The sequence below is a fragment of the Thalassobacterium sedimentorum genome (assembly GCF_031127905.1).
Taxonomy (GTDB): domain Bacteria; phylum Verrucomicrobiota; class Verrucomicrobiia; order Opitutales; family Coraliomargaritaceae; genus Thalassobacterium; species Thalassobacterium sedimentorum.
In genome coordinates, this window is the sequence record NZ_JARXIC010000010.1 from 118,747 (window position 1) to 141,444 (window position 22,698).

The following is a 22,698-nucleotide window of genomic DNA, read 5'->3' on the forward strand; positions in this document are numbered from 1 at the left end:
GCCAAGCTTGCTAAACTTGACATTAAACAAAGCGACACTGAGCATCCCGCGATGGCAAATTTTACGATTGGACAACGCTGGATCAGCGAAACAGAACCGGAGCTCGGGCTCGGCATTTTAGAAGAGGTCGATCGGCGCCAAGTGCGCATCGTTTTTTCAGCGGCCAATGAGGCACGCATCTACGCAACGGCCAATGCACCCATTAAGCGGGTAGAGTTCCACGTGGGCGACAGTATCCACTCACAACAAGGCCAGACGATCGTGATCGAGGAAGTCAAAGAAGAGGCGGGCATCCTGACCTATGTTGGCGGCGGTGTCGAAGTGCCAGAAATGGAACTGGCTGACAGCATTAGCTTCAGCAAGCCTGAGGATCGCTTAATCGGGGGACAAATTGATCAATCGGCCGCCTTTAACCTGCGCTACGAGGCCATCACACGCCTCGCACATGCGAAGCAATCAGAGGTCGCCGGCTTCACCGGCGGACGCATCGACTTGATCCCTCACCAGCTCTATATCGCATCCGAAGTGGCCAATCGCTACATGCCACGCGTCTTGCTGGCGGACGAGGTGGGGCTAGGTAAAACCATCGAAGCCTGCCTGATCTTACACCGCTTACATCTGACCGGGCGTGCGGAACGCATTCTGATCGTGCTCCCAGAGTCTCTAGTGCACCAGTGGTTCATCGAATTGCTGCGCCGCTTTAATATGTGGTTCACTCTCATCGATACGGAACATTGTGAAGCCGTCACAGCAGTGGACCCAGATACAAATCCTTTCAATGAAAAGCAACTGGTCATTTGCAGTCTTAAGACCTTAACCGAGCAAGCGCGCTGGCGTGAATGCGCACTCAAGGCTCGCTGGGATATGCTGGTTGTCGACGAGGCGCACCACCTGGAATGGACTCCCAATCTTGTCAGCCCTGAATATAAACTAGTCGAAAGCTTAACTCAAAAGAGCCATGGCTTACTGCTCTTGACCGCTACGCCAGAACAATTGGGTGCCGAAGGACACTTCGCGCGCTTGCGTCTGCTCGACCCGGAGCGCTACCCAGATTTAGAGAAGTTCCAAAAGGAACAGGCGGGCTACTCCCAAGTGGCCACAGTGGCCAACAAAATTGTGGCACGCGAGGCATTGAGCGAAGAGGAGATCAACTATCTGCGTGAAGTCTTTGAAGAGCACAGCGAGGAGGCGCTGCAGCAGCATTTACAACAACCTGATATCCTACTTCAAGAGTTAGTGGATCGCCATGGCACCGGCCGGGTGATTTTCCGTAATTCGCGCGATACCTTGACTGGATTTCCGGAGCGCGAGGGCCACCCTTGCCAGCTGGAGCCACGCGCTAAGTTGTCCAAAGAAGAGCTGCAGCAGCGCCTGCTGAGAGAATTCGACCTGGAAGCAAGTGAGTCCGCTTCCAGCGATGGCGAGCCCGAAAGCTACGACTTCCGCCATGGGCCTCGCATCTTGTGGCTATCGAACCTGCTCAAGGAACTGGGCGACAATGAGAAGGTGCTGCTCATCTGCCGCACCCGCGAAAAAGTTCAAGCCATCCACGACGCCTTGTTGGAAGAAATTAACGTCAAAGCGGCGCTCTTCCACGAGGAACTCACACTGCTCCAACGCGATCGCAATGCGGCTTGGTTTGCTGAGACCGACGGCGCAAAAATCTTGCTCTGCTCTGAAATCGGCAGTGAGGGACGCAACTTCCAATTCGCCAATCACTTGGTGCTCTTTGACCTGCCACTCAATCCGGAGCTACTGGAGCAACGGATCGGACGTCTGGATCGGATCGGACAGACTAAGACGATTCAAATTCACATGCCCTACCTCAAGCACAGCTGGACGGAGCTACTCATGCGCTGGCATCACGAGGGACTGGACGGGGTGGAGCACTCACTCAAAGGTGGCTACGCCTACATTAAGAAGTTTGGTGAGGCGGTCCGCTCGCTGGGGCCACGCTATCATATCGCTGACAGCGATACGCTGGAAGAAGCTGACCGATTGATCCAAGAGAGCGCTCACTTTCGCCAAGAGCTGGAAGAACGCCTTAGTCAGGGGCAAGACCGCTTGATTGCGCTCAATTCTTTTCACGAAGAAGCCTCCGCCAAGCTGGTGGATAGTATCCGCACCCAAGATGCGGATCGCACTTTGGACCAGTTTATGAATCGAATATTCGATCATTTTGGGGTCAATGTAGAGGATATCGATACCCGCACCTTCCGCCTGGAACCAGGCCAGCTCTTTACCGATTCCTTCCCTGAGCTGCCAGACGAAGGCATCACCGTCACCTGCGATCGCACGAAGGCACTGGGGCGCGAAGACATCAGCTTTCTCACATGGGATCACCCCATGGTGCGCGGAGCAATTGACCTGACACTCAGCTCCGAGAAAGGAAATAGCTCCATCGTGGTCTGGCAGGACCCCAGCATTCAAGCACCGCCAATTCTAATCGAGGCGATCTATGTGCTGGAAAGCGTCGCTCCGCCACGTTTACACGTCGATCGCTTCCTGCCCCCCACGCCTGTTCGAATCTTAGTGGATATTAGCGGCCAAGATTGCAGCGATCAATACAGTCACGACTACATCAATAAATACTGTGGTGACGAAGAAGCCTTCCGACTCAAACAGGATCCCACATTACTACAAGGCCTAGTACCAGAAATGCTGCGATCCGCCAAAGATCACGCTCGCAAGCAAAAATCAGATCTGCTTCAGACTGCAATGCACCATGCACACGAGCATCTAGACGGTGAAGCCACTCGATTAAAAGAACTCCGGAAAGTAAACCCAAACGTTCGCCAGGAAGAAATTCGTATCGCCGAAAATGTCATCGCCGACGTCACCAAGCATATCGCAAAAGCGCACTTACGTCTGGATGCAGTCAGACTCATTTTGAGCGAGCCGGGTTAAAATCCCAGCACGATCAAACTACCAAATAAACCAGTTATGAGACCAAAGATCATGTGTCCCAGTAGATGCAGGACTCCCTCCTGCATGGTTGCTTTGCGATAATCTTCAAGTGGGTGCCGCTCACTGGCGTAAAACATTAAGGCATAACTGGTGATCAAGCCGTGAAAAAAGCCAAAACCTAAACCCAGAAAAATCGCCTGCGGAAACATCAAGGCCCCCATCGTCTGCATAATAGCAAAATAGATCATTCCAAATACAATACCAGCGACAGCATGAATCGCAGTGCCCACCACTGCGGCATTCTCTAACCGACCGGTAAAAAAGCTTCCTAAAGCACGTACCATATCCGCCCGTCGATCAAAACTACGCCCCACCGCGCGCATAAATATGTTCATAACAAAGGCGCCGATCAAACCACAGATCGCACCGAGAATGAGGGCAGTTAGAATATCCATAAGCTAAGCTTAACTCTAAAGAAACACTTACTAATGTCAAATCAGACAGCTCACTTGGCTTAGTTTGTGAGATTCAAAGAGAAGCCTCTAACCCAACCACTAAAACAACTCTTTCTGCGTAGTAATTGCGTCCGTCGCAGCACTTGTCCGCTCATCTTCATCGTGAAGATGCCTAGGTGCACCGCTCACCTTCTCCTGTAAACTCGCCTCACACTCAGCCACAATGCCATCGCAAATGGTGCGCACATGCATGCGCAACCACTTCGAGGTGGTGCTTTTCTCTGTGTAATCAGCAGGTCCATAGGCATGAATACGGCCCGCATGGAGTAGGGCATCATTCTGAGCAAACTCAGCTTCACTGTCAGGATTGAAAACTGCATAGGCCTTGCCTCCATTACTTTTCACCACCGAAAACACAGGCACATCGCTGGGGCCATCCGCGGTGTATATCATGCGGTCAATCGGCACGCGGCGATCGACTCGATCCATCGACGCGTTGACGTCGATCTGCGGGTTCTTGTTGCAGCCCTTGTTAATCTCAAAAATAAAACGTGTCTTTATGGTATTATCCACGATCGTGCCAATCTGACTAATCTCAAATTCCATGTGCAAGGGGAGCTCATTCTGCGCAGAATAATTGGGAGGCAATGGGGCTTCAATAAATTCACAGCCGAAAATACCATCCACATAGGGCGCAATCATACTGCCCTTGATCATCTCCGCCAAACCCGTGCTAATGATATAATGCTCCAACTTGATATTGTGCTTCTTATACTCAGGGCGCGACTCAGCCACCGCTTGCAAGCGTGTGAACAAATCAGGCAGTCCCGGATAGAAGCGTAATTCTTTACCCAACTCCCGCAGTCGCTGATTAGTTAAACCTTTTAAGCAGCCGTTTTTCACAAAGCTGATCAGGTGATTCAGGTAGATAGTATCGTATGAGACTCGCGTGCCGCGCTTGGCATAAATATCAGGCAGCGCATTGACCTCTTTCCAGAATTGCTCCTCGTCGATGCCAAAGGCCTCAAAAATAGGAGCCTGCATGTAGCCAGGAATGAGTGTTTTGTCAAAATCCCAGATACAGGCGACGATGTTTTGGCGATGAAGGTTCTTTTTCGTCATTGCAGGTAGAACTCGACTGTTGTGAGCTATGCCATTCACTGCAATGCATAATTCAAACGCAGTATTTTTCCCATGCATAAAATTCCCGATATCGCACCTTTCCGCAAGAAGCTCAACGAGTTGAACGACCAAATGGCGGATCCCGACTTCTACTCCGACCAGCGACGCGCCGCTGACGTCTCGCGCGAGCAGATGCGCCTGAGCACCTTGGTCGAAAAATTCGAGGCCTGGCACAGCACCGTGCAACAACTCAAAGAAAACGAAGCGATAGCCGAGGATGAGTCCGTCGACGAAGAACTCCGCGAGATGGCACAAGAAGAGCTTGAAAGCCTAGCCGCTCAACGCGACAAGCTAGCCAACGACGTGCTCCGCTTTATGATTCCGCCCGATGCCACCGACAGCCGTAACTCGGTGATGGAAATCCGCGGGGGCGCTGGGGGCGACGAAGCCAACATCTTTGCCGGCGATCTCTTCCGCATGTATAGCCGCTACGCAGAAACACGCGGCTGGCGCGTCGAAGTCATGAGCTCCAGCCCCGCAGATGTCGGGGGCTTCAAAGAAATCATCTTCATGATGACTGGTGAGGAAGCTTACAAATATCTCAAATTCGAGAGTGGGGTGCATCGCGTGCAACGCGTGCCCGCCACCGAAACCCAGGGACGCATCCACACCTCCACCGCAACGGTGGCCGTGCTACCGGAAGCCCAAGAGGTCGACGTCGAACTCAATATGAATGATCTCGAGATCTCCACTATGCGCGCCAGTGGGGCAGGGGGCCAACACGTGAACACCACCGACTCTGCGGTCATGATGGTGCACAAGCCCACCGGTGTCACCGTCTACTGCGCGGATGAACGCTCTCAAATTAAGAACCGTGCCAAGGCCTTAACAGTCATGCGTTCCCGCCTGCTCAAGGCGAAGGAGGAAGAAGAGCATGCCAAATACGCCGCAGAGCGTAAGGGCCAGATCGGAACCGGCGACCGTTCCGAGCGCATTCGCACCTACAATTACCCACAAGGACGCCTCACCGACCACCGCATCGGCCTCAGCCTTTCTCTACCCACAGTGGTGGATGGCGACCTCGACGACCTGATCGACGCATTGCAAAACTACGATTACGAAGCGCGCATTCAGAACTTGCTCGAAAAACAAATGGCATAAACCCGCCGCTTGGGAAACGAATTAATATGCTGAGCATTCGAGAAATCAAAGCACGTACGGAAACCTTTTTTAAGGAAAAGGGCGTGCCCAACGCGAAGCTGGATACCGACATTCTGATCGCACACTCGCTCGGAATGAAGCGCCTGGAGCTCTATCTCGATCTCGATCGCCCGCTGACCGCAGCGCAGCTGTCCGCACTGCGCCCACTGGTCAAGCGACGCGCCAATCGCGAACCGCTACAGTATATTGTCGGCAATACCGACTTTTATGGTCTGCAGCTCAAAGTGGATCGACGCGCGCTCATTCCGCGCCACGAAACCGAAGAACTGATCGAGCTGATCGTCGAACGCATCGAGACCGCACCGCAGCGTATCCTGGATTTGGGCACCGGCAGCGGGGCACTTGCCCTCGCGCTGGCCACCCAATATCCGGAAGCCCTGGTCGTCGCCGTCGACCAAAGCACAGCAGCTCTGGAGCTCGCCCGCGAAAATGCCAGCGCGCTGGAGCTCAACGAGCGCGTTCAGTTTCTAGCAGGTAGTTGGTGGACCCCGGTGATGTCCGAAAGTCCTTTTGATCTCATCGTCTCCAACCCTCCGTACCTGACTGAAGCTGAAATGCAGACCGCGGAGCCGGAAGTCATCCAACACGAACCACACAGCGCCCTGGTTGCCGGAGCCGACGGACTCGACGATTTCCGTGTCCTACTCGAAGGGGCCCCGAAGTTTCTTGCTACCGGAGGCTTACTGGCGATGGAAACCGGCATCGCTCAAAGCGAAGCGCTCAGTGAAATGGCCCAATTAGCGGGCCTCCAAGGCCAAAGCATCGAAGACCTCAGCGGCCGCCCTCGCTTCTTCTTCGCACAGTAAAAAAGCCAGCTCACTCCGCGTTTTCGCGCGGCAAATTCACTTCTGTCCACTCCATAAACTGAGCCGCGGCCGCATACGCCGTCTGCACGGGATGCCCCCCGGCGGCGCGCACGGCCTCTTCTTCAAAGGTCTCAAATACCCGCACAATCACTTCAACCGGCCAATCCTGTAAATAGCTCAAGGCCAACTGAGCATCCCGTGTGCGGCGCATGGAGCAAAATACGACCTTCGCTTCACGGCAATGCGCTCGAGCGAGTGTCTGCTCGTCGGAACCATCTCCTTGCACACAGGGGATTCCCTGCGCGATCAATTGCCGAATCACACCGGCATCCTCATCCACGACCACCATTTCGATACCGCGCTCTTTGAGGGCATGCACAGTCCGCGGCCCCGCGCGGCCATAGCCTAATAGCACGACATGCCCACTCATGACTTCGCAAGCTGATTCACCGCTTCGGTAGCGTGGATGCCATTTCACCAATCGCAAGGCAACGCTCTCGCGCGAGAGTAGCGGCGTCAACGTCATGGTGCTCACAGTAATCAGGGCGATCATGGAAAAAAGTTCATCACTAATCTGCCCGGAAGCGACTCCTGTCAGTGCCAGTAGCAGTGAAAACTCACTGGTCTGCGAGAGCAACAAGCCGGTCTCCACCGCCGCGCGACTGGAGTAGCCGACCACCTCGGCCACGATCGCCACCAGCAGCACCGTCACTGTGATCAAGACCACAATAAAAACGAGGCTATGCTGCAACATGGTGAGATCGGGCATAGTCAAAAATGCGCCGGCACTGATAAAAAACAGCGCCAGGAAAAAGCCCGAAAGCGAGCCCAACATACCACGCACTAAGCCGTTCATTGGAAAAGCGGAGATCGCAAAACCTGCAAAAAACGCCCCGACCAAATAGGGCAGGTGTAAAAGATACGCCATGGTGGAAAATGCGAACAGCACCGCCAACGCGCCCAACATCAACTCCTCATCGTCCAGCTTGAAACGCTTCACTACAAAGGGCACGACCCAACGATGGAAGGCAGCCGCCAAAATCCCCAGGGCAATGGCATTGGCCACGGCATTACAGACCACCAACCAGCCCTCTGGCCCCTTCAACAGAGCCACCATGATCAACACGATAAAGATGTCCTGCAGCAATAGTACGCCCAGCACGAGGCGTCCGTAGGGCTCAAACATCTGTCGCCGTTGCTGCAAGTGACGCACCACTACCAGCGTCGAACTGGCAGACAGGGCACAGCCCAAATAGAGTGCAGTTGTCCCACTATAGCCGAGCAAGAGAGCGGTGACGACCCCACATAGGCCTAGAGTTACAAATTGTGTGATCGCCAATATGGTGATCGCGCGCGTGCGCCCGCGCATGCGACGCGGACTGAGCTCTACCCCAGCGGTAAAGACCAGCACCGCCAGCCCAAGCTGAATCATTTCGCTGATCAACTCCTGCGGCACTTCGATCGCACGATGGCTGGCCAGCGCACTCAGAGCGGCCCCGGAAAGCATCAATAAGGGAATCGCGGGCAAGCGCAGAAACTTCGAAAGTCCGAAGGCGATCGCCGCCGCCAACAGTAAAATAGCCAGTGCTGTCATGTCGAATGCACCTCCTCACCACGCGCTCGGCCATTTACCTGCTCAAACAAAGCAACTTGCTCGCGCACACCGTCGACCGCGGGCATAAACATATAATTGGTATCCAATTCCAGTAGATCATCCACCACCGAAATATCGAATGCATGGATGGCACAAGGCACGTCAGCCGATCGACAGCGATATGCCAGTAAGTGATTGGTGTCTTCGATCTGCAGTGCCGAAACAACCAAGCGCGCGTGCCGCAGGCCGATCTCTTCCACCACGGATTCATACTCCACATTCCCAATCAAAGTTAAGGCCGCCCCCAAGCCCTCAAGCTTGCGTGGATCTGTATCGATCGCCAGCACGATTTCACCACGAGCCGACAGCTTTTTCACCACTTCTCGCCCCAGTGCATTCATCCCGACCACAATGACATGCCCCACATGCGAGTGTAACTCATCCACATCGGGCGCTTGTTTCGCACCTAAGAAATGCAACAAATGCAAACGCTTAGTCACCGTGTAGAGCGGCTCACTATAGATGATCAGGTAAGAAGAAATCGCGATGGTCAATATCCCCACCAGTCCGCCTAAAGAAACCACCACCCCCTCGATCAAGCCCGCCCCCGCGCCGAGCCCGAGCAGGATAAAGGCAAATTCACTGACCTGCCCACTCGCAATGGCCGTCTGGAAAGCGGTGTATTCACTGTAACGCAGACGGCTCAAAATGAGAAAAACAATCAGCGGCTTGGCTACGATCACAAAAGCACTCAGCCCTAAGGCATAGCCCCAAATCTCCCCTAGCACTGATAGATCCATCTTCACACCGAGCGTCACTAAAAACACCGCCACAAAAAACGTCATCAAAGGATGCAAGCGACGGTGCAGATCCTCATGAATCGGCAGCTGCGCAATCGCGATGCCCGCCAAGAAGGCCCCGATCTCCACAGACAAATGAAACTGATGCGCCAGCAGCACCACCAAAAAGCACCAACACAATGCCCAAATAAATACCGTGTCCGGCGAACGCGAAGCCCAGGCAAAGGGCTTAGGCAACACATAGCGCGCAGCCAGTAGCGTGGCCAACAACAGCACGATCATGCCTCCAAAAGCCACGCCTAGCCCCTTGGCCAATTCTAACAACTCGATCGATTCGCCCGAGCCCAGACCACTCAATATGGTCAGTCCAATGATCACCACGATGTCCTGCGCCAAGAACAGCGAGATCGCGATCCGCCCAAAGAGGCGCCCAGTGGCCCCCTTCTGATCCAACAGCTTGATCACCACCACCGTGCTACTAAAGGTCACGGTCGCCGCCAAAAAGACGGCTTCCATCAGCCCAAAGCCCATCAGCAGCGAGATCAGAAATCCGCCCGAGGCAGTAAATACAACCTGTAAGCCCCCCAGGATAAGAGCCACTCGCCCGAGGTCTTTGATCTTCTGCAAGCTCAGTTCCAGCCCCACCAGAAACAGCAGTAGCGCGATGCCTAACTCCGAAATTAGTTCTAAAGAATGGTCCAGCTGCACAATCCCCAAGCCGGGCCCCAACACCATGCCCGCAAGAATGTAGGCCACAATCGAGGGCATCTTCACCAGCTTGCCTAAGAAGGCAAACACCGCCGCCGTAATGACTATGAAGCCAAGGTTGAGCAAAAGTGTGAGTTCGGGGGCGTGCATGCGTACTGAATCGTAGGTGATCTACCCACTGTAGCAATTCTGAAGCTAGTTTGCTAAAAATGATTGGATAATACAAAAATCTGAGCAGATTATTATACTTAATCCATTTCAATCGGAGCATGAATATGAGTAATACACTAGATGAGAAACTAGAACCCCTCTACCAAACAGTCATCAATCGCAATCCAGGCGAAGCCGAATTTCACCAAGCGGTCCACGAAGTGCTGGAATCACTCGGACCAGTTCTGGTCAAATACCCGGAATTTGGACGCCACAAAATCATCGAACGTATCTGCGAGCCGGAGCGGCAAATCATCTTTCGTGTGCCCTGGATGGATGACAACAACGAGGTTCAAATCAACCGGGGCTTCCGCGTGCAGTTCAATAGCGCGCTCGGCCCCTACAAGGGCGGCATTCGCTTTCATCCCTCAGTTTATCTGGGCGTGGTCAAGTTCCTCGGCTTCGAACAGATCTTTAAAAATGGACTCACTGGCATGCCGATCGGCGGTGCTAAGGGTGGCTCTGACTTTGACCCGAAGGGAAAGTCAGAAAACGAAATCATGCGTTTCTGCCAAAGCTTCATGACCGAACTGCAACGCCATACTGGCGAATACACCGACGTCCCTGCAGGTGATATCGGCGTAGGCACCCGCGAAGTGGGCTATCTCTTTGGCCAATACAAGCGCATCACTAACCGCTACGAATCGGGCGTGCTCACTGGAAAAGGCCTCGACTGGGGCGGCGCTCTGGCACGCACAGAAGCGACTGGCTATGGTACGGTCTACTTCCTAAACGAAATGCTCAAAGCACGCGGTGATGCACTCGAAGGCAAGACTTGTATCGTTTCTGGCTCGGGCAATGTGGCAATCTATGCAATTTCCAAGCTTCAGGAACTGGGCGCCAAGGTGGTCGCCTGCTCCGACTCCAATGGCTTTATTCATGACCCCGACGGCCTCGACCTAGCACTGGTCAAACAAATTAAAGAAGTCGAACGCCGACGTATCAAAGAATACGCCAAGCAAAAGAATGCTGCTCGCTACCTAGCTAAAGGGCGCATCTGGTCGGTCCCTTGTGACATTGCGCTCCCATGCGCGACGCAAAATGAACTGAATGGCAAGGACGCCCAGGAGCTCATTAAAAACGGCTGCATCGCTGTCGCTGAAGGTGCCAATATGCCCTCCACTCCCGAAGCAGTGGACGCTTTTCTAAATACTGGTATCGCCTACGGTCCGGGCAAGGCCGCCAATGCGGGCGGGGTCGCCACATCCGCGCTGGAAATGCAACAAAACGCCAGCCGCGACGTCTGGAGCTTCGAATTCACCGATAAACGCTTATCCGAAATCATGACCGGCATCCACCAACGCTGTTACGAAACCGCGGAGGAATTCGGCACCCCTGGCAACTACGTCAACGGCGCCAATATTGCTGGCTTTATCAAAGTCGCTAAAGCAATGGTCGCGCTCGGACTGATTTAGCCCTGGCATGCATAGGCAAATTTTCACGAGGCGCTTCACAAAAGCTGATAAAGCCTCTGCGTGTGTAGCGGATCGGCGAAGGCAATGGGACAGACAAAGTGTCGATCCTACCTTGCTGCCAGTGCCTTCAACTCACGATAATCCAGCTTACCGGTGCCGAGCAAGGGTAAGGCCTCCAAATACTGCCAGTCCTTTGGGTTGGGCTTCCAAAGATTGGGAATGTCGAGTGCTTTGAGCTGCTCGCGAATGCTGTCCTCGCTCAAGGCGGCTTCGGTGTGGAAGACACAGAGCTTCTCGCCCTTGCGAGCATCCTCAATCGCGACGACTACCAGGGCATCGGAGCTGAGCCCGAAGGCGCCTTGCAGGGCCTCTTCCACTGCGCCGTGCGAGATCATCTCGCCCCCGAGCTTGCTGAAACGTGAGAGTCGCCCGGTGATGGCAAAAAAGCCGTCTACATCCATCAGGCCGATGTCGCCGGTGTCGTACCAGCCGTCCTGCAGCACCGATGCGGTCAGCGCTTCCTTGTTTAAATAGCCCAACATGACGTTGGGGCCTTTGACATAAATCAGGCCTTCTTCGCCGGGCCCGAGCGTGACCTTGCTTTCGGGATGCACGATCTTCATCGCCATGCCGGGCAATACTCGGCCGAGGCGTCCCTCGCGATTGCCGGTCTCTTCGAGATTATCGACCGTCACATTGGGCAGGCTGAGCGCACACACGGGCGAGAGCTCGGTCGCCCCATAGCCTTCGAGCGGTTGCACGCCGAAGCGCTTTTCAAACATCTGTGCCACGCGTGGCTGTAGTTTTTCGGCTCCGGTGAAGGTGTAGCGCAAATGCTGCAACTGCTCGGGCTTGATCTTGCGCACATAGGCGAGCAAGAAGCTGGGCGTGGTCAACAGAATCGAGGCTCGGTATTTCTCGGCGAGTTGGCCGATCGTTTCGCCTTCGAGTGGATTGCTGTGGCAGGCGGTGGTGATGCCGGAAAGTAAAGGAAACCAAAGCGTCACGGTATAGCCGAAAGAATGGAAGAAGGGCAGGGTGGCCAGCATGACGTCTTCTCGCTTGGGCGTCACGACGGAGCGAAAGGACTCGATGTTGGACAGTAAATTATGATGGCTGAGCATCACGCCCTTGGGCTCGGCGGTGGAGCCACTGGAAAAGAGTATCGTCGCCACCTCGTCGGGCTGCACCGGCGAGATACCGGCGATCAACATGCGGGCGGGCCACAATCGGGCCTTTACGAAGGCGAGGAATTTGGCTGAACCACTCAGCTCGGCGAGTAGGTCTTCCAAATAAAGAATATTGTCACCTAATGGTAACACTGGTAGGCGTTCCAGAAATTTACGAGAGGTCAGCACAGTACGGATCTCGCATTGGGCTTGCGCGGAAGCGACACTAGCGGCGGGCGCGGTGTAATTGAGATTCACGCTAATGCGTCGATCAAGGGTTGTGGCGAGGTTGGCCAAGGTGGCAGCGGTGCCGGTCGGCAGTAAAATGCCAAGACTGCGCTCGGAGGGATCGGTCTGCGCCCGCAAGCGATCTCGCAGTAGTAAACTGGCAATCAGTAGTTCGCCAAATTTCATCTCGCGTCCCGTGGTATCGGCACTGGCGAGCTTATTCCAGTTGCGACGCACGGAGGCCACCAACTCATGCCCGAGGCTCTTGCGGCGCTCTTTGACCAGTTCGAAGGACTCCACCGAGAGCTCACTCACGGCCTGCTGCACCTCGAAAGCGCTGGAGCGGGTCGGCAGGGGCTCCCCATAATGCACACTGACGGGATAGCGAAAATCCTCACTCAGGCGGATTTTGGGCATGCCTTGATAGAAACTGGACACACTGCCCCAGGCGCCACCGATATAGACGGGGATGATGGGGTAGTCCGTTCCTTTGACGATACGTTCGAAGCCCTGCTTAAAGGGACGCATCATGCCGGTGCGGGTCAGCGAACCTTCGGCAAAGATACAGACGAGATAACCATCATCGAGTGCCTGCCGGGCGGCCTTGAGCGATTGCAGCAACTTCTTGGGATTGTCCTGGCTATGTATCAGAATCACCTGCGCCAGATCGATCACTTTGCGGGTCAATCGCCCGTAGCCCTCGTATTGCTCACGCGACATCAGCATGCGAATGCGTCGCTGTTGACTGCTCATCACCAGCACTGCATCCATCAAACTGACATGATTACAGACCAACAATCCTGGGCCATTTGCTGGCAAATTATGCAGCCCACGCACCTGAAAGCGGTAACAGGCATGCGTAATCAGCATCACAATGAACTTAATAAAAAAGTCCGGCAGCACCCATAAACTGAAAACCGCCAAGCCGAGGATCAAACAAGCCAACAACAAAAAGCCATTCTGTGCGCTACCGCCCAACACGGCCCCGTTCAAATAGATCAAGCCACTCGCCAACAGGATGCCCAACCAGCTCATAAAGGAATTCGTCGCTTGAATCGCCCCGACACGATCCTCGGGGCTGCGGTATTGAATGAAGGCCTGCAGCGGCACGATGAACAGCCCAGCCGCAAAGCCGAGCACTGCCATACTGATGGCCGAGAGCCAAACATTGCCCTCTGCCATCAAACCCAAGGTAGCGAGACTTAAACTCATCAGCAGTGCGCCCACCGGCACGATGCCAAACTCGATCCCGCGCCCACTCAACCAGCCCGCCGTGGTCGAGCCCACGCCGATCCCGATCGCGGTCAGCAGGAACAAGCGCGTCGCCGCCTCAGGCGTCAGCCCCAAGTGCTGCTCCCCGTAATCCAGCACATTCAGCTGAATAAATGCGGCCGCCAAAGAGAAGACCGCCAAGGCCAAGACCGCCAGTGTCAGAAAGCCGTCCTTACGAATTTCCAAACTTGTGCGAAAGACCGAGCCAAAGCCATTTAGGCTCAACCGACGACTCGGATGCGCCGGCGTGGGCGCAATCTGCCAAGAGGCCAACAAGCCCAGCCCGGCGATCACGAGACACACACATGCCGCCAAACTGAAATTGCCCTTGCTGAGCAAGCTCAACTCCGGCGCCAGCACGGTGCCACAAATAATCGCGAGAAAGGTAAACAACTGCAGCGAACCATTCGCTTTCGAGAGCTGCTCGGAATCCACCTGCTCCGGCAAGATGCCATATTTACAAGGCCCGAAGAAAGCACTCTGCGCCGACATCAAGAACATCGTGACATACAACATCGCGGGACTTTGAAGCGAAAGCGCACCAATCCCAAAGCCCATCACCACCAGTTCCACCAGCTTCAGGATCACGATCAGCTTACGCTTACTAAATTTATCCGCAAAGTTGCCCGCAATCGGCACGATCAGCAAAAAGGGCAGGGCAAACACCAGTCCCACCGAGGCCAGGATGCCCGCCGAGGAAGCCTCCCCCTTCCAAGCAATCAGGGCATAGACCATCAGCAGCTTGAAAATATTATCATTCATCGCCCCACCAAACTGAGTGAGATTATGCCACCAAAAGGTCTTGGGGAGCGCGGAAGAAGAGTTAGTTTTCATAGATAGAAAATGTAGGGGGCTTCACTTGTGACGCCCGCCGAGCCTAAGAGCCGGTCCACTGCGGTCTTTACAAGTGAAGTCCCTACGAGATGGCAGCCTCCATATTAAAACCTAATCGTCAACAACTGCGCCTTACGTTCTCAAAAACCAAAAGCGATGCAAAACAGCAATCACACGCTAGTGTCGCTTAAGATCTATCCTCTCCTTTATAAAGATTTAGCATTCTCCAGAAAATTCAGCCTTGAACCCTTGCAGAGTTATTTCAGCGTAGCGCGTTCCCCTGTAGCATCACTTGCTACTGGGACTCTACTTTCCACATACATGGCTCTCCCTTTCTCCAGAAAAAAAAGCTCCCTCCGCCTGATGAAGGCGGGGATCAATCGCTTGGTCGACACGATCGAAGCGATGAAAGAGAGTGTGACTGGGCCCGACGAGGAGGAAGAGGAAATCGAATACGAATGGGTGGAGTATGAGGTCGACGACGACCACGAACTCGCCGAGGACGAAGTGCTGGCTGAGGACATCCCTTCGGAGCAAGAAGCAGATATCGAAGAAGAGGATGAGGACGATGCCTTACCCGACACCATCGTCAGCGAAGCGGAGAAAGAGCAAGCCGTCATGGCGGCCGAAGCGGCTGAACTGGCCACTTGGCGCGCGGAGCTCGACGCACTGCACAAAGACCGCGAAGAACGGAGTACTTACTTTAAAACATACCTCAGCGATAGCGAAGCTCGCTTCGAGCGCATGTTGGAAGGCACGCGTGCTCAGTTGGCAGGTGAGGACCCACGTTCACGTGAGATTGCCGATGAGGTGGCCAAAGTGGCAGCTGAAGGCGCATTGGCTGCTGAAGCCGCACCTGAGCCAGAGCCTGTTGTGCAACCGGTTGATCTTTCGGAATATCAAAGACCGACCATGGAACTGCTGGACAAGCCAGACATCAGCTCGGTTACTTTGGTCACGCCGGAAGCGCTGGAAGCTCAGAAAAATGCACTGCAGGACGCCATCGACAGCTTCGCCATCGATGCCCACGTCTATGACGCCTTGATTGGCCCGCGCATTACTCAATTCCGCGTGCAGCCAGGGATGGGGGTACGGGTCGAGTCGATCACTGCGCTACAGAAGAATATAGCGTTGGCCTTAGCTACTACCAATATTCGTATGCAGGCGCCGATTCCGGGCGAACCTTTTGTCGGTATCGAAATCGGTAATAGTAATTCGGTGCCAATTTCCTTACGCACCATCTTACAATCGAAGGCTTGGCGCGACTGCGACTACGAAATTCCGTTGGTCATGGGACTGGATATTCAGGGCAAGCCTATCATCACCGACTTAGCCAAAGCACCTCACCTCTTAATTGCGGGCGCCACAGGTAGTGGTAAGTCCGTCAGTATGAGCACGCTAATTCTGAGTATGCTCTACAAATTCAAACCAGATGAGCTGGAACTGGTCTTGATCGACCCCAAGCGGGTGGAATTTGGCCTCTTCCGCCAAGTGCCGCACCTGATCCACTCCGTGGTGGCCGATGCCAAGCCCGCCGTGCAAGTGCTCAAATGGGTGGTCGCCGAAATGGAACGCCGCTACGAAGTGCTGGCGGAAAAGCAGGTGCGTAATATTGCTGGCTACAACCAAAAGGCGGAGGCCGAGGGCTTTAAAAAGATGCCCTTTACTGTCGTGATTATCGACGAGTTGGCCGACCTGATGATGACTTCCAAGGGCGACGCCGAAGGCGCACTGGCTCGGATCGCCCAGCTCTCGCGCGCCGTCGGTATCCATACCATCGTGGCCACCCAACGCCCGAGTGTGAACGTCATTACGGGTATCATTAAGGCCAATTATCCGACGCGCATCGCTTTCCAAGTCTCTTCCAATGTGGACTCGCGAACGATCCTGGACTGCAAGGGCGCGGAAAGCCTGTTGGGCCGTGGTGACTTCCTCTTCAACCCGCCCGGCATCGCGCGCTTGATTCGTATCCAGAGCCCAATGGTCGAGGACCATGAAATCATCAAAGTGGTGGAACACATTTCCGGCCAGCGCCTACCTGAGTTCCGCGTCGATCTCAGCAGCGTCGCGCCCATCGACCAAGCCGGCACCCAGATCGGGATCGATGGCATTGAGGGCGAAGACGATGAAGCGCTCCTAAAGAAAGCCATGCTCACCGTCGCCGAAAGCCAAAAGGCCAGCACCAGCTTCCTCCAACGTCGCCTGCGTATCGGCTACAACCGTGCGGCGCTACTGATGGAAGAGCTGGAAGACCGCATGCATGTCGGCCCACAAAATGGCTCCACGCCGCGTGAGGTCTTCATCACCCCAGAGGAGGTCGAATGGTGCAAACAATAGAAACCTGTGAAGATTTGGTGGCTCAGATCGACGACCTAGGCGTCGAGGCCACTGTGCGGGCGCATCGCAAGCCGCCCTTGCTCACGCGTATCTTGCGCGATCTCTATGACCTCTATCATGATCAAGACGTCTACCTCAGCTTTCTTGCGCACTACCCGCTCATTCCTTCCGATCTGGCCGAGCAGATCGCCAGCACCCTCGACCCCAGCAAAGTCGACATCGCGATTGGCTTAGCAGGTAATCCTCGCTGCCCACAGCAGTCGCTACAGCGGCTTACTAAGCATTCCGAAGTGGCCGTGCGCCATGCGCTGGCTGCGAACCCGAATCTCACACCGAAAGAGTTTCAAGCCCTAGTCGAGGACGAGAACGAGTTCGTACGCGCCACTTTAGCGCAAAATTCTGCACTGCCCAATCCTTTGCAATTCATTTTAGCTGACGATCGCTCCAGTGCGGTACGTATCGCCCTCAGTGATCGTAAAAACCTAGATACCGACGTCGCCATTCACCTCGCCAACAGCGATGATACCCTGGTCAGTGCCGCGACCATCTTAAGCTATACTCTCGACGAAGAAGTGCTGCAACTCTGGGCCGATCAAAACAAACAGCATCAACAGCTGCTACTACTTAAGCGTAGTCAAGCACTGCCTGCAGCCGTGCATGCAGCCTTGCGTGTCTCGCCGCATTCTTTTGTCTGTCGCACAGCACTGAAAGAAAGCGAACTTTCTGGGCCTGAGATGCTCTATCTGCTCGAGTCAGAAGACACTCGTGACCGGATTTTCTTAGCTGAACAGCCACATTTGCCTGCGAGTATTCAACGACTACTCGCACAAGATGCCTCACCACGCGTGCGTCGACGTCTCGCAGGTAACCGCGCTATCCACGAATCGATCGCACTTCACATCGCGGCCTCCAACGATCTCAATGCCATTCGTACGCTTACGAAAAACCCCGCTACCAGTGACGCCACATTGCGAGAGCTCTGTCAGCACCCAGACGACGACATCGCTTTGCTGGTCGCTTACCGAGATGATTTAGCAGAAGAACATTACGATCTATTGATCAATCATCGCGAATCCCTGACCGTTGCCGAGCATTTGGCATATCAGGAAATTGGATTCAGCAAATTAAGCGAAGTGGTTGCCCAGCAACTCGCAAAGCATCCAGCTCCGAGCATACGTGCCTTTGCCGCTCGTGCCGCGAAACTCAACGATAGCATCCGCAGCTTACTGATTAAAGATCCAAGCCCTCAAGTGCGCCTTAAGCTCGCCAGCAATCCCAGTCTGAGCGAAGGTCAACTACGCGCTTTGCAGCAAGACCCTGACCGCAAAGTCGTCTTTGCGGCGGAAGAAAACTTTGCCCAACGCATCCGTCAGCAACAACGTGAACAAGCGCAAGCCGACACTCACGAATCTGGAGCAAGATATCAGAGAAGCTCGCAAGTAGAACGGCCTCGCAAAGGCGCCCTGTTTAATAAGATCGCCAATTTCTTTAACGATTAATTTTTAACCAATATAAATATGGCCAAAAAACCACAAAAGCTCATCCCTTTGACGATGACCGAGATCATTCTCCGCGGTGACGCAGAGACGATCCGTCAGGCGCTCGAAGCCCGCATCCAAATCGACACCTTGCTCGAAGAACGCGAAGCTGCTTATCAACGCATCGCTGAACTCGAAACTCAAGTCTGCGACATTGTGGGTGAAGACGGTGTCTTTCCATTCCCAGAACCACCGATGCCGGTGGCAACCTTTACTGCATCGACTTCACCGGCTAAGAAGAAAGCGACACCTAAGCCAGCTCCAGCAGTGAAAAAGGAAGAAGACAAAGCAGTCCTCGCCCCAGCGACCGACGCAGCCGACAAGTCCGACGACGCCTCCAGCGACGCGCCAGACGAGTCCAAGACAGACGACGCGTAAGCGTTCGCCCAAATGTCGGCTTCTTCTGAAGAGCTTATCGCCATCAACAGCCTCCTGATCGAACGGGAGGCTGAGCTTGCGCGTGTGTACGCCACAGAGAGCCGAATCAATCAACTACTCGGCGCTGACTACCCCTTTGAAGCACCCGGTGTGACACTGCCTTCGAGCATTAAGAGGAAGAAGCCCACAAAGGCAAAGAAGGTTAAAGCTAAGGCCGCCGTGATTAAACCGCGCCGCTTGGATACAGGCGAAGCCGCCTATCGGATAACCTGGACCGAAAGAGGGCAAAGCACTCAGCAAAACGCCGCTGACTTAAAGCATCTCAATGCCCTGCTCAAAGAGCCACTGCCCAGCATGAAACTGCTCAAAGTCCAAACCATAGATATTGCCGGAGCCCCAGTAGAAACACTCTACGACGCGACTTTCTAGCATTGGTTAAGCTAGGGACGCGACTTGTCACGCCCGCCGATTTACAGGCACAGATCCTACGCAGTCACGACAAGCCAGAAAAGAACGAGCCGTACAAAGACATCCCCCCACACTAAACCTTATCCTGCAGCCCGCTCCCAGCTAGTTTCGCACGGCCCTGGATACGCTCCAGCACTTCTCCGATCAAATACAACGAGCCCGTCAGCACCACTGTGTCGCCCGGCTCTCCAATGGCACAACGCCCCGGAGTAGGGAAAAGGGCCGTAAGGTCCGTTTCCACCGCATCGCGCTCAAGACAGCTCTTTAAAAAAGCAGTAGGCGTCGCCCGTTCTTGTTGAGCTGCCACCAAATACAATTCATCCGCATAACGGCCGACCACTGACATTAAACTACGGGCACGATCTTCGCCCAATGTGCCAGCGATCATGATCGGCTCACGCCCATCAGCCTTGACCAACTTAGCCAAGTTTTCCTCCAGCGCAGCCACGCCTTCAGGGTTATGTGAGGCATCTAGGATCAATTGCCGCCCATCCACCTCGAGCACCTGCCAGCGCCCCGCCCAATCTACATGCGAGAGCGCCTGCGTCGATTGTAGCGGAAACTGCTCCGCCAGGATCTCCGTCGCATAGACCGCCAAGGCCGCATTCCAACGCTGAAAACTGCCCGCAAGATTTGTGCAGGGCAGGGTAGACCCCTCCGGGAAACGATCCGTCAATGCATAAAACGGACAACCACGCTCTTCAGCCACCTGACGAACGACAGCTTCCGCCTCCGCAGGTAATTTGCCCATCAACACCGGCTTGCCGGCCTTAATAATGCCCGCCTTTTCACCCGCAATCGCCGCCAGCGTATCGCCCAACATTTCTGTATGGTCCAAGCTGATCGTTGTGATAATCGACAGTGCAGGATCCACCACATTTGTAGCGTCCAAACGACCACCGAGGCCCGTTTCAATGATCCCAATGTCCACAGCTTCCGTCGCAAATCGCTGAAAAGCCATTGCCGCCACAAATTCAAAAAAAGTCGGATGTAGCTCCGGGTCATCCCGCCCCAGTTCCGCAGCGATCGGCTTTAACTGCTCCGTATAGCGCACAATTTCAGCCTCCGAAAGAATCTGCCGATTCACCTGCGCCCGCTCGCCCAAATGCACCAAGTGCGGCGAACTAAAAAACCCCGTGCGATAACCATTATCCCGATAAAGCGCCTCCAGCATCGCACACACCGAGCCCTTACCATTGGTCCCCGCCACATGAATCACCGGGAATTGCCGCTCCGGGTGGCCCAGCGCCTCCACCAAAAGCCGCATCCGATCAATTCCATACTTAGAACCACGATTCTTCAGCGCATAGAGATAGTCGAGGGTGTTGGTGTATTGAGACATAAAACGTAGGGGCGCGACTTGTCACGCCCGCGTCTAAAAGCTGCTGTTGCTCGGCGGGCGTGACTAATCACGCCCCTACAAACCCTACGCCGACTTCTTAGAGCCGTAGAGCGCCTTAATTAAATTGATCATACGGTCGCGCATTTCACCACGAGGAATGATCAAATCGACCAAACCATGCTCGAGTAAAAACTCAGATGTTTGAAAGCCAGCCGGCAAATCCTGCTGCGTGGTTTCCTTAATCACACGCGGACCCGCAAAACCAATCAACGCTTCGGGTTCCGCGATAATCACATCCCCCAACGATGCGTAACTAGCCATCACACCCGCCATCGTCGGATTCGTCAAAATTGAGAAATAAGGAAGTCCCGCCTCACTTAACTTCGCAAGCGCAGCACTAGTCTTTGCCAATTGCATTAAACTTAAAATCCCCTCCTGCATACGAGCGCCCCCCGAAGCGGAAACGATAATGACAGGACACTTCTTTTCCACGCCACGCTCAATCGCGCGCGTGATTTTCTCACCCGCTGCCGAACCCAAGCTAGCCGCCATAAAGCGGAAATCCATCACCGCGATACTCACCGGCATGCCCCCCATTGTGCCCATGCCAGAAATGACCGTGTCCGTCTCCTTCGTCTTATCCTGATTCTGTTTCAACTTTTCAGGATACGAAGAAGTCGCGTTAAATTCCAAAGGATCCAGCGAATGCACCCCCATGTCCATCTCTTCGAAAGTCCCCTCATCCAGCATAGAAGCGATACGATCACGTGCTTTAAGTGGGAAGTGGTAGCCACTGCTTGGCACCACCATCAAATTTTCCTTCAATACACGGTTGTAAATGATCTCGCCCGTCTTCGGGCATTTCGTCCAAAGATCCTTAGGGATGTCCTTTTTCTTAACGGTGACGGTCGAGTACTGAGGTTTTCCAAAGAGTGCCATAAGAGAAGTAGGAGTTAAAAATTAAGAATTAAGAGTTAGTAAATAGACTATCCGTGTCCGAGAGTCGCGACTTTGATTGAATCAACACCTGCCCCGCGAAGGACGGCGGCACAAGCATTAAGCGTCGACCCCGTAGTGAACACGTCATCGATCAGAATATATGTTTGATTCGGAATTACAACCGCATCGGTTACCAAAGCAAAGGCATTTTTTACATTTTGGTGACGGTCACTCCGACTCAGGCGCGTTTGCGTCTGAGTATAGAGCCTTCGGAGCAACATATTTTGCACCTCAAGCGCCTCCGTCGCCTGCAACAAAGCCTCCGCAATCACACGACTCTGATTAAAGCCCCGCTCCCGTTCTTTCGTAGCGTGCAAGGGCACTGGGACCAAGATCGCCCCCTTAAAGTAGTCCCGATAGTAAGGCGCGGACGCGATCATCGTCTGCACATCCTGCAGCACATAAAAACCAGACTTATATTTAAGTTCATGAATCAGTGAGCGCGCCGGCCCCTTCGCCAAAAACAAAGTCTTCCCCTGTTCAAACAGCGGGTTCAACTCCACACAATGCGGACAAGTCCGTGGCCCCGCCAGCATGCCAAAGAAAGGGTAGCCACAAGTCGTGCAAGTCGGCGGCTTAGAGAGAAAGAGCTCCCGGCTACAATCCCGGCAAAGAAACTGATAGTCCGAATCCTCCACCGCATCGCCACAATGCACACAACTACGCGGGAAAAACACATCCAGCATCTGCCGCCCTAAGGGAATTCGTGACATATCCCCAATCTAAGCAAAACCCTCTCATCGTCAAGCTCTCCCAGAACGGTGTCCAAGTTGTCTGCGATCCGAGTGGTGATGCAATGGGTTTGGTAATGCGTGGATATAGGTGACTGAGGTCGATTTTGCGGAACTGACTTTGACATAAAATCTGCTTAAAACGCATAATAATGCGGTCTCAG

At 54.2% G+C, this 22,698-nt stretch carries 16 protein-coding genes; 8 read left to right on the plus strand and 8 right to left on the minus strand.

Annotation, left to right across the window (positions count from 1 at the left end):
* The first annotated feature begins 51 nt into the window (after positions 1-51).
* Entirely contained in the window at positions 52-2,907 is a 2,856-nt protein-coding gene (gene rapA / locus QEH59_RS08055) for an RNA polymerase-associated protein RapA (protein WP_308984853.1), read from the plus strand.
* On the opposite strand, the gene QEH59_RS08060 is transcribed toward rapA, so the two are convergent.
* Positions 2,904-3,362, minus strand: a complete 459-nt coding sequence (locus tag QEH59_RS08060; protein ID WP_308984854.1) for a hypothetical protein — start codon at positions 3,360-3,362, stop codon at positions 2,904-2,906. The two genes, rapA and QEH59_RS08060, sit on opposite strands and share 4 nt — an antisense overlap.
* A gap of 99 nt (positions 3,363-3,461) precedes the next feature.
* Positions 3,462-4,484, minus strand: a complete 1,023-nt coding sequence (locus tag QEH59_RS08065; protein ID WP_308984855.1) for an HAD family hydrolase — start codon at positions 4,482-4,484, stop codon at positions 3,462-3,464.
* Between the two features lie 72 nt (positions 4,485-4,556).
* On the opposite strand from QEH59_RS08065, the gene prfA reads away from it, so the two are divergent.
* Together prfA and prmC are read left to right on the plus strand one after the other, a co-directional pair.
* Entirely contained in the window at positions 4,557-5,645 is a 1,089-nt protein-coding gene (prfA, locus tag QEH59_RS08070) for a peptide chain release factor 1 (protein ID WP_308984856.1), read from the plus strand.
* A gap of 26 nt (positions 5,646-5,671) precedes the next feature.
* Positions 5,672-6,511 carry a peptide chain release factor N(5)-glutamine methyltransferase gene (prmC, locus tag QEH59_RS08075; protein WP_308984857.1) on the plus strand — a complete coding sequence of 280 codons (840 nt, stop codon included), beginning with the start codon at positions 5,672-5,674 and terminating at the stop codon, positions 6,509-6,511.
* 10 nt (positions 6,512-6,521) lie between these two features.
* Here prmC and QEH59_RS08080 read toward each other — a convergent pair whose 3' ends face one another.
* Both QEH59_RS08080 and QEH59_RS08085 read right to left on the minus strand, forming a co-directional pair.
* Entirely contained in the window at positions 6,522-8,105 is a 1,584-nt protein-coding gene (locus QEH59_RS08080; protein ID WP_308984858.1) for a cation:proton antiporter domain-containing protein, read from the minus strand.
* Complete coding sequence (locus QEH59_RS08085; RefSeq protein ID WP_308984859.1) at positions 8,102-9,763, minus strand: cation:proton antiporter domain-containing protein; 1,662 nt, start codon at positions 9,761-9,763, stop codon at positions 8,102-8,104. The genes QEH59_RS08080 and QEH59_RS08085 overlap by 4 nt, the downstream gene beginning before the upstream one ends.
* Positions 9,764-9,888: 125 nt before the next feature.
* Between QEH59_RS08085 and gdhA the strand changes: the two genes are divergently transcribed.
* Positions 9,889-11,238 (plus strand): NADP-specific glutamate dehydrogenase, encoded by a 1,350-nt coding sequence (gene gdhA, locus QEH59_RS08090; protein WP_308984860.1) that lies wholly within the window; start codon positions 9,889-9,891, stop codon positions 11,236-11,238.
* 107 nt (positions 11,239-11,345) lie between these two features.
* Here the strand turns inward: gdhA and QEH59_RS08095 are convergent, their stop codons facing one another.
* A complete protein-coding gene (locus QEH59_RS08095) occupies positions 11,346-14,741 on the minus strand; it encodes an acyl-[ACP]--phospholipid O-acyltransferase (protein WP_308984861.1) in 3,396 nt (1,131 codons plus the stop codon).
* 321 nt (positions 14,742-15,062) lie between these two features.
* Here QEH59_RS08095 and QEH59_RS08100 point away from each other — a divergent pair, with 321 nt between their 5' ends.
* Genes QEH59_RS08100 through QEH59_RS08115 form a run of 4 tightly spaced genes read left to right on the plus strand, consistent with a single transcriptional unit; the run spans position 15,063 to position 19,423 of the window.
* Positions 15,063-17,078 (plus strand): DNA translocase FtsK, encoded by a 2,016-nt coding sequence (locus tag QEH59_RS08100; RefSeq protein ID WP_308984862.1) that lies wholly within the window; start codon positions 15,063-15,065, stop codon positions 17,076-17,078.
* A complete protein-coding gene (locus QEH59_RS08105) occupies positions 17,063-18,577 on the plus strand; it encodes a hypothetical protein (RefSeq protein WP_308984863.1) in 1,515 nt (504 codons plus the stop codon). The genes QEH59_RS08100 and QEH59_RS08105 overlap by 16 nt, the downstream gene beginning before the upstream one ends.
* A gap of 18 nt (positions 18,578-18,595) precedes the next feature.
* Complete coding sequence (locus tag QEH59_RS08110; RefSeq protein WP_308984864.1) at positions 18,596-18,994, plus strand: hypothetical protein; 399 nt, start codon at positions 18,596-18,598, stop codon at positions 18,992-18,994.
* 12 nt (positions 18,995-19,006) lie between these two features.
* Complete coding sequence (locus QEH59_RS08115; protein ID WP_308984865.1) at positions 19,007-19,423, plus strand: hypothetical protein; 417 nt, start codon at positions 19,007-19,009, stop codon at positions 19,421-19,423.
* Between the two features lie 112 nt (positions 19,424-19,535).
* Here QEH59_RS08115 and QEH59_RS08120 read toward each other — a convergent pair whose 3' ends face one another.
* The 3 genes from QEH59_RS08120 to QEH59_RS08130 all read right to left on the minus strand — a co-directional run bounded on the left by QEH59_RS08120 (position 19,536) and on the right by QEH59_RS08130 (position 22,516).
* A complete protein-coding gene (locus QEH59_RS08120) occupies positions 19,536-20,804 on the minus strand; it encodes a bifunctional folylpolyglutamate synthase/dihydrofolate synthase (RefSeq protein ID WP_308984866.1) in 1,269 nt (422 codons plus the stop codon).
* Between the two features lie 84 nt (positions 20,805-20,888).
* Positions 20,889-21,743 (minus strand): acetyl-CoA carboxylase, carboxyltransferase subunit beta, encoded by an 855-nt coding sequence (accD, locus tag QEH59_RS08125; protein WP_308949373.1) that lies wholly within the window; start codon positions 21,741-21,743, stop codon positions 20,889-20,891.
* A 47-nt stretch (positions 21,744-21,790) separates the two neighbouring features.
* Entirely contained in the window at positions 21,791-22,516 is a 726-nt protein-coding gene (locus QEH59_RS08130; protein WP_308984867.1) for a ComF family protein, read from the minus strand.
* Positions 22,517-22,698: the final 182 nt, after the last annotated feature.

Excerpts from the sequence above, each read along its gene's own strand:
- rapA (WP_308984853.1), top strand. The coding sequence starts at position 52 with ATGGCAAATTTTACGATTGGACAACGCTGGATCAGCGAAACAGAACCG.
- QEH59_RS08060 (WP_308984854.1), bottom strand. The coding sequence starts at position 3,362 with ATGGATATTCTAACTGCCCTCATTCTCGGTGCGATCTGTGGTTTGATC.
- QEH59_RS08065 (WP_308984855.1), bottom strand. The coding sequence starts at position 4,484 with ATGACGAAAAAGAACCTTCATCGCCAAAACATCGTCGCCTGTATCTGG.
- prfA (WP_308984856.1), top strand. The coding sequence starts at position 4,557 with ATGCATAAAATTCCCGATATCGCACCTTTCCGCAAGAAGCTCAACGAG.
- prmC (WP_308984857.1), top strand. The coding sequence starts at position 5,672 with ATGCTGAGCATTCGAGAAATCAAAGCACGTACGGAAACCTTTTTTAAG.
- QEH59_RS08080 (WP_308984858.1), bottom strand. The coding sequence starts at position 8,105 with ATGACAGCACTGGCTATTTTACTGTTGGCGGCGGCGATCGCCTTCGGA.
- QEH59_RS08085 (WP_308984859.1), bottom strand. The coding sequence starts at position 9,763 with ATGCACGCCCCCGAACTCACACTTTTGCTCAACCTTGGCTTCATAGTC.
- gdhA (WP_308984860.1), top strand. The coding sequence starts at position 9,889 with ATGAGTAATACACTAGATGAGAAACTAGAACCCCTCTACCAAACAGTC.
- QEH59_RS08095 (WP_308984861.1), bottom strand. The coding sequence starts at position 14,741 with ATGAAAACTAACTCTTCTTCCGCGCTCCCCAAGACCTTTTGGTGGCAT.
- QEH59_RS08100 (WP_308984862.1), top strand. The coding sequence starts at position 15,063 with ATGGCTCTCCCTTTCTCCAGAAAAAAAAGCTCCCTCCGCCTGATGAAG.
- QEH59_RS08105 (WP_308984863.1), top strand. The coding sequence starts at position 17,063 with ATGGTGCAAACAATAGAAACCTGTGAAGATTTGGTGGCTCAGATCGAC.
- QEH59_RS08110 (WP_308984864.1), top strand. The coding sequence starts at position 18,596 with ATGGCCAAAAAACCACAAAAGCTCATCCCTTTGACGATGACCGAGATC.
- QEH59_RS08115 (WP_308984865.1), top strand. The coding sequence starts at position 19,007 with ATGTCGGCTTCTTCTGAAGAGCTTATCGCCATCAACAGCCTCCTGATC.
- QEH59_RS08120 (WP_308984866.1), bottom strand. The coding sequence starts at position 20,804 with ATGTCTCAATACACCAACACCCTCGACTATCTCTATGCGCTGAAGAAT.
- accD (WP_308949373.1), bottom strand. The coding sequence starts at position 21,743 with ATGGCACTCTTTGGAAAACCTCAGTACTCGACCGTCACCGTTAAGAAA.
- QEH59_RS08130 (WP_308984867.1), bottom strand. The coding sequence starts at position 22,516 with ATGTCACGAATTCCCTTAGGGCGGCAGATGCTGGATGTGTTTTTCCCG.